This window comes from Streptomyces sp. NPDC002884, from assembly GCF_040295245.1.
GTDB lineage: Bacteria > Actinomycetota > Actinomycetes > Streptomycetales > Streptomycetaceae > Streptomyces.
In genome coordinates this window covers 21,975-35,163 of the sequence record NZ_JBEOVB010000042.1, presented here as the reverse complement: position 1 = coordinate 35,163, position 13,189 = coordinate 21,975, and the positions used below count along the sequence as shown (strand labels likewise).

Sequence of the window (13,189 nt, the reverse complement as noted above, 5' to 3'; positions counted from 1 at the left end):
CATAGATGATTCACGTCGGTGTCGTGGAGAGCAACCTCTCCGGATCCGGCTTCGAAGGCCTGCAGATCATCAAGGAACTCGACTGCCGCGTCACCTTCTTCACCCGCGACCTGGACCGGTACCTGGAAGTGCCGGGCGGGCCGGCCTACTTCGACAACTACGTCGACGAGATCGTCCACTGCGAGACGAACATCTTCGAGGAGCTCCTGCCGCAGGTGCACGCGGCCGGGGCCGAGCACCCCTTCGACGCGTTCCTGACCCTGGCGGAGTACGACGTGGTCGTGGCCGCCGAGGTGGCGGTCCACCTCGGGCTCCCCACGGTCAGCGTCGACGGCGTCGCGACGGCGCGCAACAAGGCGTTGATGCGCCGACGCTGTGCCGAACTCGGCGTCGCGATACCGGCGTTCCGCACCGTGCGGAACCCCGCCGAGGCCGAGGCGGCCGCGGCGGAGATCGGCCTGCCCTGCGTGGTGAAGCCGGCCGACGAGACCAGCAGTGCCGACGTCCGGCTGGTGGAGACCGCGGCGCAGGCCGCCGAGCATGTCGCACTGATCCGGTCCCGGGTGGAGAACACCCGCGGTCAGGCCCGCTACCACGAGCTGATGGTCGAGGAGTACCTGAGCGGTCCCGAGGTCAGTGTGGAGGTGCTGGCCGAGGGCGACCGGTACGAGGTGTTCGGGGTGACCGACAAGTCGGTCGTCGGCCAGGGCTACTTCGTCGAACTGGCCCACACCTTCCCCTCCAGCCTGCCCGAGTCGGTGGTGCGCGCCTGCGGCGACCTGGCCGTGGAGGCGCTCCGCGCGGTCGGGTTCGACCTGGGCATGGCCCACGTCGAGATCAAGGTGACCGGGTCCGGGCCCAAGCTCATCGAGATCAACCCGAGGCCCGCCGGCGGCAAGATCACCTACCTGGTCGACCGCGCTCTCGGCATCCGGTCCCTGGAACTTGTGGCCCGGCAGTACCTCGGGCAGCCGCTGCCGGCCCGGGTGCTGCCCGAGCGGCCGGTCGGCGGCGCCGCCATCCGCTACCTGACCGCGCGGCCCGGCCGGGTCGTGTCGGTCAGCGGCCGGCAGCGGGCTGCCGCCCTGCCCGGCGTCGAAGAGGTCGTCGTCAAGCCTGAACCGGGTTCCGTGGTACGGGAGTTGCGCCGCAACGGCGACCGCGCCGGTCATGTGCTCGTGGTGGCCGAGACCGCCGAGCTCGCGGCGCGCACCGCGGAGGCCGCCGTACAGGAGATCAGCATCCGGACCGAGCCGGTCACCCGGCGCCCGGTCGCGGACTCCCTGGTCGACCTGATCGGCGGCACGCCGCTGCTGCGGCTGCCGGTTCACCGCATCGTGGACGGTGTCCCGGCCGATGCCGAGGTGCTCGCGAAGCTCGAGCTGTTCAACCCCTGGTCCAGCAGCAAGGACCGGGCCGCGCTGTCGATGCTGCGCGGCGCCGAGGAGCGGGGGCTGCTCACCCCGGGCGACGGCACCGTGATCGAGGCGACCTCGGGCAACACCGGTATCTCGCTGGCCGCGCTGGCGGCGGCCCGCGGATACCGCTGCGTCATCGTGCTGCCGGACAACGCCACCCAGGAGCGGGTGGCCATCCTCCGGTCGCTCGGCGCCGAGGTGGTACGGACCCCGCACACGGGCGGCTACCAGGCGGCGGTCGACAAGGCCGGGGAACTGCACCGGCAGACCCCCGGGTCGTGGTTCTGCTGCCAGCACGACAACCCGGACAACACACGGGCGCACTACGAGACGACCGGCCCGGAGATCTGGAGCGACGCCGACGGGCGGATCGACGTGTTCGTCTGCGGAGTGGGTACCGGCGGCACGCTCAGCGGCGCGGGACGGTACCTGCGCGAGAGCCATCCCGCGGTCCGCATCGTGGCGGTGGAACCGGCGGGCTCGCCGCTGCTGTCCGGCGGGGAGCCCGGCACGCACACCATCCCGGGCTTCAACGGCGGCTTCATCGCGCCCACCACGGAACGGAACCTCATCGACGAGGTGATCGCGGTCTCCGACGCGGACGCCCTGGACACCACCCGGCGGCTCGCGCTGCGCGCCGGCCTGATGGTCGGTGTCTCGGCCGGCGCCGTCGTCCACGCGTCCGGTGTCCTGGCCGCCCGTCCGGAGTACCGGGGCCGGCGCATCGTCACCCTGCTGCCCGACACCGGCGAGCGGTACCTGAGCCTGCTCGGTCGCGAGGCCGAGCCGGTACCCGCCGGGGCTGCCGCCGGCGGCGGTGTCCGGTGACGGCGCCCGGACCCGCCGACGACCGGCCGCGGCTGCTGATGGTGATGCCGTACCGCCAGTTCGTGCGGAAGGCACAGGCCGAGGGGTTCTGGGTCGGTGCGGTCTGGGACCCCCGGCTGGAGTCGCCCGAGTACCTCGACGACGTGCGCGCGCTGGCGGACCTGTTCGTGTCGGCCGACTTCCGGGATGCGGAGCTGCTGCGCCGCACCCTGCGCGAGGTGGCCCGGGAGCACCGCGCCACGGTGATCTACCACATCGGCAGGGAGGAGACGATGGTCACCGCCTACGAGGTGGCCGAGGAGCTGCACGCCGAACTCAACCCGGCCGCGGCGATCCGCGTTCTCGCCGACAAGCACGCGATGCGGGACCTGCTCGCCCGGCGCGGGCTGTCCCCGGTGTCCTTCGAGGCCGCGCCGACGCGGCACGAGGTGCCGGACGCGGTCGAGCGGATCGGCTACCCGGCCGTGGTCAAGCCGGCCGCGCTCGCCGGCAGTCGAGGCGTGTTCCTGTGGCAGGAGGCGCAGGACCGGGCGGCCTGGACGGCACTCGTCGACGAGTACGGCTACGACGGCCCGTTCCTGGTCGAGGAGTATCTGCGGGGTCCCGAATACAGCGTGGAGACGCTGAGCGCGGACGGCCGGCACCAGGTCATCGGCATCACCGAGAAGCTGCTGGGACCCCCGCCGCTGTTCGTGGAGGTGGGGCACGTCCATCCGGCGCCGCTGCCGCAGGACCGCCGGCGGGCCGTCGAGGAACTCACCACGGAGTTCCTCACGGCATGCGGGTACCGGTTCGGTCCCGCGCACACGGAGGTGATCTGGACCCGGCAGGGCCCGCGCATCGTCGAGTCGCAGGCCCGGCTCGGCGGTGACCGGATACCGCGACTCGTCGAGCTGGCCACCGGGCTGGACATCGAGCAGGCGATCTTCGCCGCCCTGGCGGGCGGGCCGGCCGTGCCCGCCGAGCCGACGGCGACCGCGATCGTGCGGTTCTTCACCTTTCCGCCCGGCCGCGTCGACGCGATCCACGGTCTGGAGACAGCCGCCCGGCTCGGGCACGTCGACGAGTTGAGCCTCCGGCTGCGCCCGGGTGACACCGTGCCGGCGGTCCGCGACTCCAAGAGCCGGCACGGGCACGTCATCGTCCTCGGCGCCTCTCCCGAGGAGGCCCGGGCCCGCTGCGCGGAGGTGCTCGCCGCCATCGAGGTCGTCATCGACCACACGCCCGTACGGGCGGACGGGCACGCCGGGGCGCTCGGGACGCCCGTATGAGCACCGTCGGTCACGAGTCCCCCCACCCCGAAGAAAGGCAGTGACCATGCAGTGGTACAACCCCCCGACCAGGAGGTCGCCATGACCAGCCCAGCCACCGACGCCCAGGTGGTGTTCGTCGGCTACAACGCGGCCTACCTGCGCGCGATCGACGGGAGCGTGCCCAACGGGTCGGTCGTGGTGATCGAGGAACCCGACATCATCCGCAAGCGGGAACTGCAGGACGCGGCGGCACGCTTCGGCTGCCTGGACCGGATCGTCCCGGCGAGCTACCAGCAGTCGGCCGGGGCCCTCGATCTGGCGGCCGAGCTGACAGCCACGCGCCCGGTGGCCGCCGTCGTCCCGGGTCTGGAGTACGCGGTGCCGGCGGCGGCCGCGCTGGCCGAGAAGCTCGGTCTGCCGGGAGCGACCGAAGCAGCGGCGCAGGCGCTGCGGGACAAGGTCCGGCTGCGCGAGGTCTCGGGCGCGGGCGGCGTCCGCAATCCGCGCTGGCGCGAGGTGCACGGTCCCGCGGACATCCTGGAGTTCGCCGGCGACGGACCGGTGGTGGTCAAGCCGGCGAACCGGCAGGCGAGTGTCGGCGTGCAGCTGCTGGACTCGGTCGACGCCGCCACCGCGGCACAGGCATGGGAACGGACCTCGTCCGCCGCCGAGTACGAGCAGGTGCCCGACCGGCAGCTGGCGTGGCGTTTCCTCGCCGAGGAACGCCTGCGAGGCCCCGAGTACAGCGTGGAGGCGCTGGTGCGGCGGGGCGAGATCATCTTCGAGAACATCACGGCCAAGACCGTCGTCCCGGGGCCGTATCCCGTCGAACTCGGCCATCTGCTGCCCGCCCCGCTCGACCGGGACACGCAGACCGCGTTCGAGACGGCCATGCGGGCGCTGGTCGCCGCGATCGGCTTCCGGACGGGCATCCTGCACGCGGAGTGGATCCTCACCGAGTCGGGCCCGACGCTGGTCGAAAGCGCGGGCCGCTGCCCCGGCGACTACCTGATCGACCTCGTCGACCTGGCGTACGGCACACAGATCAGGCTGACCCTCATCGACCTGCTCGCCGGCCGTACGGTCACGCTGCCCCGATCCGCGCGGCAGACCTCGGCGATCCGGTTCCTGGCCGCCGGGCCGGGCACCGTGACGGAGGTCGCCGGTGTGGACACGGCACGAGGGCTGCCCGGCGTCCAGGTCGCGGAGGTGGATGTCGAGGCCGGCCAGGAGGTCCGGCCGTGGGCGTCCTCCTGGGACCGGGCCGGCCACGTCATCGTGACCGGGCCGGACGCGGACACCGCCCGCCGGCGCGTCCTGGACGCGGATGCCGCCATCCGCATCGCTACCGATTGAGGAAACACACATGTCTGTTCTGTGGCAACGCGTCCGCGGATGGCGCGGGTCCATGCCAGGAGGATCGGTCGGTTTACGGCTGGCCGTGATGGCGATGATCGACGCGGTGGGCACCGGTGCCTTCCTCTCCGTCTCCGTCCCGTTCATCACCAGGTCGGTCCACCTGTCGGAGGGCAACCTCGGTCTCGGTCTGACCCTGTCCGCCGCCATCGCCCTGGCCACCGCGATCCCGATCGGCATCCTGGCCGACCGGACCGGCCCGAAGAAGGTGCTGGTCGGGGTGAGCCTGTGGCGCTGCGCCTGCTTCGTGGTCTACCCGCTCGTCCAGAACCTGTGGCAGTTCCTGACGGTGGTGTGTCTGCTCGGCCTGGTCGACAAGGCGGCGGCACCGATGGAACAGGCCCTGGTCGGGCAGGTCACGGCGACCGACGACCGGGTCAGGGTGGTCGCGATCCTTCGGTCGCTGCGCAACGTCGGTTTCACCGTCGGCGCCCTCTTGGGCGGTATCGGGCTGCTGATCGACACCCGGGCGGGTTACACCGCGATCCTGCTGGTCAACGCCGCCTCCTTCGCCGTGCTCGCGAGCCTGGCCTTCCGGCTGCCGGTGCTCAGTGCGCCGGCCAAGAGCCTGCGCCGGCGTTTCTCGGTCAGTGTGCTGCGGGACGGGTCGTTCCTGTCGTTCACCGGCATCAACGCCGTGCTCACCATGCACATGACCCTGCTGAGCATCGGGATCCCGCTGTGGATCGTCGGACACACCGACGTCTCCTCCGCGTTCATCTCCCCCCTGGTGGCGGTCAACACCGTGCTCGCGGTCGCCCTGCAGGTGCGGGCCAGCCGGGGCACCGAGACCATCGCCGGCGCCGCCCGGGCCCTGGTATGGGCCGGCATCTCCCTGGCGGTCTGCTGCCTGCTGCTGGTCGCGGTGCCGAAGCTGCCGGTCGTCCTGGCCGTCGGCGTGCTGCTGCTGGCCATGGTCGCGCTGACCGGCGGCGAGTTGTTCCAGTCCGCCGGTGGCTGGGGCGGCTCCTATCTGCTCGCGCTGCCCGGCCAGGAAGGCGTCTACCTCTCGGTCTTCTGGCTCGGCGTGGCCATCCAGCAGATCGCGGCACCGGTCCTGGTCAGCCTGGTCGTCACGAGCGGCAGCACGGGATGGACCGTTCTGGCCGCGCTGTTCGCCGTCTGCGGCCTCGCCGCGCCGGTCATCGGCCGATGGGCGCAGGCACAGGCGGACAGCAGGCCCCGACCGGACCCGAGCCTGGCCGAAGCCACCTGACCACCCATGTACGCCGGCCCCGCAGACGAGCCGGCACAGTTGATCACCATTTAGGAGAGAAATGTCCGTTCCGTTGTATGTTCCGTCCGGCGAAGGCGAGTTCGTCAACATCCGGGACACCAAGAGGACGTACCTCAAGCTCACCACGGCGGACTCGAACGGCGAGTTCGGCTTCTTCGAGCACCACATGGCTCCGGAGGCGAGCGGTGCCAGCCCGCACATCCACAAGCAGTCGACCGAGATGTTCTACGTGGTGAAGGGCGAGATCGAGTTCACCATCGGCGACCGCAAGGTGGTGGGTGAGCCCGGCGCGTTCGCCTACATACCCAAGGGCGAGCCGCACGGCTTCACGAACAGGGGCAACGAGGACGCCACGCTGCTGATCATGTTCTACCCGATCTACAACCGCGAGGACTACTTCCGCGGCCTGGGGCGCCTGACGGCCAACGGGCGCAACCCCAGCCTGGAGGAACTGCAGGAGCACATGGCGAAGTACGACCAGTTCATGGTCTGACCCGCGCACCCGCGGCAACGAGCAGGGCCTGGCGGCGATTTCGCCGCCAGGCCCTGCTCGTGCGGCCGTCAGTCGCCCACGCTGTCCCGGTTACGGAACCGCCACTGCAACTCGCGCACCTGTTCGGCGAGTTCAGGGACCGGACCCGCCACCTCGATGCCGGGGACGACGTCCTGGACGGACAGCGGACTCAGGGGCGAGGTGACGGGCACGCCCCACTCCGCCTTCCAGTCCCGGGCCTGCTGGGACGAACTCGCGTACACGATGCGGCCCAGTCCGGCCCACCCGTGCGCGGCCGCGCACATCGGGCAGTGCTCCCCCGAGGTGTACACGGTCGCCGTGGTCCGCTCCTCGGGGGTCAGGTGGGTCGCGGCCCAGCGGGCGAGCTCGAATTCGGGGTGCCGCGTCGGGTCGCCCGTGGTGGACTCGCGGTTGCGGTCCTCGGCGAGGATCTTGCCGTCCGCGTCGACGAGCACGGATCCGAACGGCCAGTCGCCGGCCTCCACCGCCTCGGCCGCCAGCTCGATGCAGCGGCGCAGATAGGGCAGGTCGGCCTCGTCGACGGTGGCGGCGGTACCACTGCCGGTGCCGCTCTCGGGAAGGTCGTGGTCGTTGAGGGCCACTGTGACTCCGTCTCTTCTGGGGTGTCTGCTAAGGCCGGTGGGCGGCCACGGTCGCCAGTGCCTGCCACGCCGCCTCGGGCCGCAGGGTCTCGTTGGGATCGCCGTGGTACGGATCGAGCAGCACGGTTTCGGCACCGGCAAGGCGCAGTTCCTCGATGTCCTCGAGAACCTGCTCCAGGGTGCCCTCGCCGGCCCGGCGATCCGGGTCGTCGATCGGCTTTTCCGTGAGCCGTAGATAGATGCGCGGCGTCAACTCAGGCACCGGCTGATCGCGTTCGGCCGATATATCCTTCAGTCGATCCAGGGCCTCCCTGAACCAGGGCATCGTGAATCGCAGCGGATGCCACGGAGAACCGATCCGTACGGCCCTCCGCATTGCCGCGTCGCTGTTGCCACCGACCCAGATCGGAATCTGTCCGCAGCCATAGTCGGCGTCGTTTTCCCATGCGGCGCGTATGGTCCGCAGGTGTTCGTCGGTCAGAGCGCCGCGCCGTTCGAACGGGACGCCCAGCGCCTCGAACTCTTCTCGGGCCCAACCGACGCCGACGCCGAGGATCAGTCGGCCGCCACTGAGTTGCTGCAGGTTGGCCGCCATGCGGGCGACCAACAGGGGGTGCCGGTACGGCGCGATGAGAACCGTCGTGCCCAGCCCGATCCTGGTCGTGATTCCGGCCAGCCAGGCAAGAGTTGTGACAGGTTCGTAAAATGGAGCGGGATATTGTCTGGCGACATCCGAGGTGATCGCCACATGGTCGGAGAGCATCAACAGGTCGAAACCGAGACCCTCCGAGGTTTTGGCCCAGCGGGCCAGGATATCCGGGTTCGTACCCGGGCCGAAGTTGGGGACATTCACGCCGATCCGCATGACCCAACACTAGCAACTACCCATCATCGACGTGCAGTTGTCGGCAAGGCATACGGTGAGACGAATGCATGGGGAGTGGCGGCCGGTCAGCCGTCCCGCGATGAACCGTAATTCTTCGAATCCGGCAGGCGTGCGGTGCGGAGGTCCAGGAGGAGGAACACGGCCAGGACGGCCGCCGTCGCCGGGAAGAGGGCGGACGGGCCGCCGAGGGAGAGCAGGGGGCCGCCCGCGAGCGAGCCGATTCCGGTGCCGCCGTCGAAGGCGACGTTCCACGCGACACCGGCCACGCCGAGACCGCCGGGGTGGTCGCCGGCCGCCTGCAGGGCGAGCACCAGGGTGGCACTCTGGACCGCGCCGAAGCCCGCTCCGAACAGGGCTGTACCGGCCAGCAGCAGAGCCGGCTCGTGCGGGGCCGCGCCCGCGGCGGTCCCGAGCGCGGTGACCAGCACTGCCGGTGTCAGCACCCGGCGGCCTCCGTACCGGTCGATGAGCCACCCGGCGCCGAGCCGGGAGAGCACCGTGGAGCCCTGCGCGGCGAACAGCGCGGCGGGCGCGGCCGAGGCGGTCAGCGGCAGGAAGGTGAAGACGACGCCGTAAGCCGTGGTGGACGCGGCCTCCACCATGAGGGGGCCGGTCATGGCGCGCAGCGACCGCAATGTTCCGCGCGGGGTCCGGGGGCGGCCGGCGCGCGGCCCGGCCGGCCGGGCGGGCGCCGCGGCGCGGGGGAAGCCGAACGAGCCGGCCAGCACCAGGGCGGCCGTGCCCGCAGCCAGGGCGAAGGCGAGCGCGTACGCCTCCTGCCGGGCCAGGGCGATGCCCAGCGGAGCCCCCAGGACGCCGGCGACACCGACCACCGCGCCGTACCAGCCGATGGCTCGCCCCCGGTTGCCGGACGGGAACAGCTCAGCGGTGAAGGTGACACCGGCGACGACGAACACGCCGAAGCCCAGTCCGCGTACTGCCGCGAGGCCGGTCAGGGCGGGCAGCGTGGAGGCGGTGGGCAGCATCAGGCACGGCAGCCCGAGCAGCGCACCGCTCATGGCGAGTGAGCGCCTGCGTCCGAGCCGGGCGAAGAGCCACGGCGTGAGGGGCTGGACGGCCAGGGTGGCCGCCATCATGGTGGCGGTGAGCGTGCCGGCTCCCGACGGTCCGGCGCCGGAGCGGACGGCGTACGCGGGCATCGCGGAGAGCATCAGGTTGAAGCCGGCGAAGCCACCGAACGCGGCGATCAGGGCGCCGGCTATCGCCGCCCGCCTCCGCCCGGCGGAGGGCGCCGGACAGCGGTCGGTCGACGCGGACGAGTCCGCCGGCGTGATCATCGCAACCCTGCCGTGCCCATGAGCCTGGTGCCCATCGAGCCCTGGTACGGGTCGTGGACGGCGTACGGCATCTCCTCGGGCACATCGCCGAAGGCACCGGGTCGCACGGTACGGGCGGCGTCCGCGATCACCACGGCGGTGCCGAGGCTCACGGCGAGCTCGTCGGAGGAGGCCGGCAGCCCTCTTGCGGGACCGCGCGGCACAGGACGGGGGACGCTGATGGACACGGCGGTTCGGCTTCTCCGTAACGAGGACACGGCCGGGTGCGGCGGAGCCCGCTCCGGGGCCCCGCAGGTGGCGACGGCGGGGCCCGGGAGCGGGCAGCGGATCAGGAGTTGTCGAGCGGCAGCCCGGGCGGGTTGATCTCGGACTTGGCGACGGCCTCGTTGGAGAGGTTCCAGGCGGCCAGCCACTTGGCGTACTGACCGTTCTTGATCAGGTAGTTGATCGCGTCGGCGACCGGCTTGGCGAGACCGCTGTCCTTCTTGGAGGTGGCCGCGATCAGGCCCTGCAGCGAAGCGCCCGCGCCGGAGAACGTGCCCGCGTTGGCCGTGGCCTTGTCCGTCTTCGCGGTCTGGGTGATGTGGTAGGAGATGGTCGGGTTGGGGCCGAAGTGGGCATCGATCTTGCCGCTGCTGAGCGCCAGGTAGGCGCCGTTGTTGTCCGGGTAGCGCTTGATGGTGAGTTTCTTGCCCTCGCCCTGCAGCTTTCTCTGCCACTCGATGAGGATGCGCTCCTGGTTGGTGCCCGAGCCGACCGAGACGGTCTTGCCAGCGAGGTTCTCGTAGTTGCCGTCGAACTTCCAGTTGCTGGACTTCAGCACCTCGAAGGCGAGGTTGTCCTGCCGGTAGGAGGCGAACTCGTACTTCTCCTTGCGCTCCTCGGTGTCGGTGACGTTCGAGAAGGCCACGTCCACCTTGCCGCTGTCGACGCCGATGAAGAGGTTCTCCCAGGTGAAGTTCTTGCTCTCCGGCTCGAGGCCGAGGACCGCGGCGACGAGGCGGCCGATGTCGGTCTCGGAACCGGTGAGGGTCTTCTGGTCGTCGCCCACGTAGTCGAGCGGGGCGGAGCCGGAGGGCAGCGCGCCGTGGCCGATCACCAGCTTGCCGCTCTTCCTGATGGCATCGGGCAGTTCGGCGCTGATCGACGGGACCTCGGACACCTTGAGGGTGGTCTCCGTGGCGGCGCCGTTCGAGAACTGACCGATGGTCACACTCTCGGAGGCGGCGTTGTCCGTCGTGGTGGCGGCGTCACTGTCACCACCGCAGGCGGCGAGCCCGGTGGCGAGGGTGACGACGGCAGTCGCCGCGGTGATGCCGCGTACCAGGCTACGTCGGGTGAAGTGGATAGACATGGCCGTTCCTTGTCGCTCGGGAGAGGGTGGTGGAGTGGGGGGAGATCGTGGATGCGCCGTGGGGTCGCGGTGGAATGCGGTCGGTCGGACGACCCTGCTCGGGAAGTCCTCGGTCCGCTCGTACTGGGGCTTGTCGAGACCTCGCAGGGCGGGCCCTGTTCGACGATCTCGCCGCCTCGATGAGGACGACCCGGTCGGCTGTCTCGCGGGAACGGCCGGTCTCTCGGGTGACGACGACCAGAGCGGTACGGAGGGAGACCAAGTCCGCGATGACGGGGCGGACTTGGTCGACCTCGGTCAGGCCGCTGGTTGCCGCACCGGCTCCACTCCGATCACCTTGCGGTAGGCGCGGGCGCCGTCGCCGTAGTCGTCCACGGCGTAGTGCCAGGTCGCCCGGTTGTCCCAGAGCACGAAGTCGCCCGGGTTCCAGCCGAAGCGGATCGTGTAGTCGGGCGAGGAGGCGTGCCGGAGCAGATGGTCGAGGAGCACCTTCCCCTCCTGTGCCGTGACGCCGGTCAGGCCGATCGCCGACGTGCTGATGAACAGCCCCTTCCGGCCCGTCTCGGGATGCCGGAGCACGACCGGATGTTCGACGGGCTCCCCGGCGGCGGTCCGCCTGCTTCCCTGCGCGTAGTTCTCCGCGGCTCCGTCGTAGAGCGCGCCGACCGACTCGAGCAGCACCTTGAACGGCTCGGACAGGTCGTCGTACGCCGCCTGCAGATCGGCCCAGAGCGTGTGCCCGCCCAGCTCGGGCACCACCTCGTAGGTCAGCGACTCGATCGCGAACACGGGCTGCCGCCACAGACCGCCGATGTGCCAGGTACTGGCCTTGCCCGTCTTGCGGACGTTGTACGGGTAGACCAGAGGATGGGCGGAGTCCTTCACAGCGGTCGGATGGTCGAACGGTTCCGCGAAGACACGTACCGCCTCGACGTGCTGAGCGGGAGTCAGGTGCTGGTCACGGAAGACCAGCACCTTGTGCTCGCGGAACGCGCGGCGCAACTCCTCGGCGGTCCGGTCGTCGACGCCGGCCTTCAGATCGATGCCGGTCACCTCCGCACCGAAACGCGGTCCCGCCCGTCGGATCTCGTGGCTCGCGACAGTGCTCATGGCTCTCCCTCGGTGTGCTGCCGTTACGGGGACGTCACGCTGGGGTCGCCTTCTGCCGGACAGGTGAAGGCGACGTCAGACGCGGCGACACGCGGCCGCGACGACGCGCGCCAGGTCCACGTACAACCTGCGGTACAGCAGCACTGGGATGCTCACCCGCCATGTGTACCAGGCAAGCCCGAGCCGGATCATTGCAGGTGCATGAATCTTCCGGACAGGCGTCAGCAGCCGACGGTTCGACCGGCTCCCCCGGGCCGAGTCCCGGTCACGCCTGGGCGAGGCCGGCCGTACGGTCAGGCGATTCCGGTGCCGCGCAGCAGCAGCAAGGCCACGTCCACCGCCGCCACGGCGACCGCTGCCCCGAACGCCGCCCGCTCCCAGCGGCGTCCCAGCACCGTCCCCGCCATCGCGACCAGGCCGGCCACCGCGAGCGCCGCCGTTCCCCATCGGCCGGGTGGTCCGGCGGGCCCCAGCACCAGAACCGCGGACGCGGTCACCAGCGGCACCGGCAGCAGCAGTCGCGCGCCCCGCGGGCCGAGCCGGTGCGGCCACCCCCGTACGCCCGTCGCCAGATCCGCGCGGATGTCCGGCAGCACATCGCCCAGATGGGCGCCGACCCCGAGCAGCGCCCCGGCGGTGACGACCCACCAGGCAGGCCACGGTCGTCCCGGCAGCCCCAGCGCCACGAACGCCGGAAGCGCGGCGAAACCCACCGCGTACGGCGCCCACGACCACGCAGTCGCCTTGAGCCACAGGTCGTACGCCCACGCCGCGGCCACCCCGGTCAGGTGAACGGCGCCGGCCCACAAGCCGCAGGCGAACGAGAGCGGCACGCACAGTGCCAGCGCGGCCACCGCCGCCACCCACACCTCCGTCACACCGACCGTGCCGTCGACGACGGGTTTGCCACGGCGGCCGGCGGCGATGTCCCGGCGCGCGTCGAACGCGTCGTTGCACCAGCCGACGGACAACTGCCCGGCCAGCACGGCGGCAGCGGTCAGAACACACCGCGCGGCGCCCTGGCCCGCGATCACGGCCAGCGCGGCCATCAAGGCGGTGACCGCCACGACAGGCCCGGGATGGCACGCTCCGGCCAGGCCGGTCACCCGGCCGGCCCCCCTCGCCGCCGGGCCGCCGGTCGTCGACTGCTGGGGAGTGACCACCCGCCGATCGTAGGCGTCGGGCGCCGCCCCGCCGGTGCGCCGCGCGCCCCCGAGACGGGCGGCCGGACGGCCGGACGGGCGATCCATGGTGTCGGAGCCGCGTGCCGGGG

General features: G+C 71.3%; 12 protein-coding genes and 1 pseudogene. 6 read left to right on the top strand and 7 right to left on the bottom strand.

Going from position 1 to position 13,189, the window contains the following annotated elements; all coding sequences use genetic code 11:
- Positions 1-5 precede the first annotated feature (5 nt).
- The 6 genes and pseudogenes from ABT070_RS40970 to ABT070_RS40945 all read left to right on the top strand — a co-directional run.
- Positions 6-959 (top strand): annotated as a pseudogene (locus tag ABT070_RS40970) (ATP-grasp domain-containing protein); the annotation flags it as partial.
- The gene (locus ABT070_RS40965; protein WP_502990200.1) at positions 948-2,246 is read left to right on the top strand and encodes a pyridoxal-phosphate dependent enzyme; all 1,299 of its coding nucleotides are present in this window, start codon (positions 948-950) and stop codon (positions 2,244-2,246) included. The pseudogene ABT070_RS40970 and the gene ABT070_RS40965, both read left to right, overlap by 12 nt.
- Positions 2,243-3,517, top strand: a complete 1,275-nt coding sequence (locus ABT070_RS40960) for an ATP-grasp domain-containing protein (RefSeq protein WP_351768043.1) — start codon at positions 2,243-2,245, stop codon at positions 3,515-3,517. The genes ABT070_RS40965 and ABT070_RS40960 overlap by 4 nt, the downstream gene beginning before the upstream one ends.
- 81 nt (positions 3,518-3,598) lie before the next feature.
- Positions 3,599-4,855 (top strand): ATP-grasp domain-containing protein, encoded by a 1,257-nt coding sequence (locus ABT070_RS40955; protein WP_351768042.1) that lies wholly within the window; start codon positions 3,599-3,601, stop codon positions 4,853-4,855.
- Positions 4,856-4,907: 52 nt separating this feature from the next.
- Positions 4,908-6,131 (top strand): MFS transporter, encoded by a 1,224-nt coding sequence (locus ABT070_RS40950; protein ID WP_351768041.1) that lies wholly within the window; start codon positions 4,908-4,910, stop codon positions 6,129-6,131.
- A 61-nt stretch (positions 6,132-6,192) separates the two neighbouring features.
- Entirely contained in the window at positions 6,193-6,645 is a 453-nt protein-coding gene (locus ABT070_RS40945; protein WP_326790271.1) for a cupin domain-containing protein, read from the top strand.
- Between the two features lie 68 nt (positions 6,646-6,713).
- Here the strand turns inward: ABT070_RS40945 and ABT070_RS40940 are convergent, their stop codons facing one another.
- From ABT070_RS40940 to ABT070_RS40910, 7 genes are all read right to left on the bottom strand, one after another.
- Positions 6,714-7,268, bottom strand: coding sequence for a nucleoside deaminase (locus ABT070_RS40940; protein ID WP_351768040.1), 555 nt, complete (start codon positions 7,266-7,268; stop codon positions 6,714-6,716).
- Positions 7,269-7,296: 28 nt separating this feature from the next.
- A complete protein-coding gene (locus ABT070_RS40935) occupies positions 7,297-8,133 on the bottom strand; it encodes an LLM class flavin-dependent oxidoreductase (protein WP_351768039.1) in 837 nt (278 codons plus the stop codon).
- Between the two features lie 86 nt (positions 8,134-8,219).
- Positions 8,220-9,452, bottom strand: coding sequence for an MFS transporter (locus ABT070_RS40930; RefSeq protein WP_351768038.1), 1,233 nt, complete (start codon positions 9,450-9,452; stop codon positions 8,220-8,222).
- Positions 9,449-9,604 carry a hypothetical protein gene (locus ABT070_RS40925; protein WP_351768037.1) on the bottom strand — a complete coding sequence of 52 codons (156 nt, stop codon included), beginning with the start codon at positions 9,602-9,604 and terminating at the stop codon, positions 9,449-9,451. Before ABT070_RS40925 ends, ABT070_RS40930 begins: the two co-directional genes overlap by 4 nt.
- A gap of 176 nt (positions 9,605-9,780) precedes the next feature.
- Positions 9,781-10,806: a transporter substrate-binding domain-containing protein gene (locus tag ABT070_RS40920; RefSeq protein WP_351768036.1), complete on the bottom strand. Its 1,026-nt coding sequence runs from the start codon at positions 10,804-10,806 to the stop codon at positions 9,781-9,783.
- 297 nt (positions 10,807-11,103) lie between these two features.
- Positions 11,104-11,916 carry a TauD/TfdA dioxygenase family protein gene (locus ABT070_RS40915; protein ID WP_351768035.1) on the bottom strand — a complete coding sequence of 271 codons (813 nt, stop codon included), beginning with the start codon at positions 11,914-11,916 and terminating at the stop codon, positions 11,104-11,106.
- 293 nt (positions 11,917-12,209) lie between these two features.
- Positions 12,210-13,079, bottom strand: a complete 870-nt coding sequence (locus ABT070_RS40910) for a UbiA family prenyltransferase (protein WP_351768034.1) — start codon at positions 13,077-13,079, stop codon at positions 12,210-12,212.
- Between the last annotated feature and the right edge of the window lie 110 nt (positions 13,080-13,189).

What these genes read in the sequence shown, in the direction of transcription:
- ABT070_RS40930 (WP_351768038.1), bottom strand. Translation starts at nt 9,452, where the DNA reads ATGATCACGCCGGCGGACTCGTCCGCGTCGACCGACCGCTGTCCGGCG.
- ABT070_RS40915 (WP_351768035.1), bottom strand. Translation starts at nt 11,916, where the DNA reads ATGAGCACTGTCGCGAGCCACGAGATCCGACGGGCGGGACCGCGTTTC.
- ABT070_RS40950 (WP_351768041.1), top strand. Translation starts at nt 4,908, where the DNA reads ATGCCAGGAGGATCGGTCGGTTTACGGCTGGCCGTGATGGCGATGATC.
- ABT070_RS40955 (WP_351768042.1), top strand. Translation starts at nt 3,599, where the DNA reads ATGACCAGCCCAGCCACCGACGCCCAGGTGGTGTTCGTCGGCTACAAC.
- ABT070_RS40935 (WP_351768039.1), bottom strand. Translation starts at nt 8,133, where the DNA reads ATGCGGATCGGCGTGAATGTCCCCAACTTCGGCCCGGGTACGAACCCG.
- ABT070_RS40945 (WP_326790271.1), top strand. Translation starts at nt 6,193, where the DNA reads ATGTCCGTTCCGTTGTATGTTCCGTCCGGCGAAGGCGAGTTCGTCAAC.
- ABT070_RS40920 (WP_351768036.1), bottom strand. Translation starts at nt 10,806, where the DNA reads ATGTCTATCCACTTCACCCGACGTAGCCTGGTACGCGGCATCACCGCG.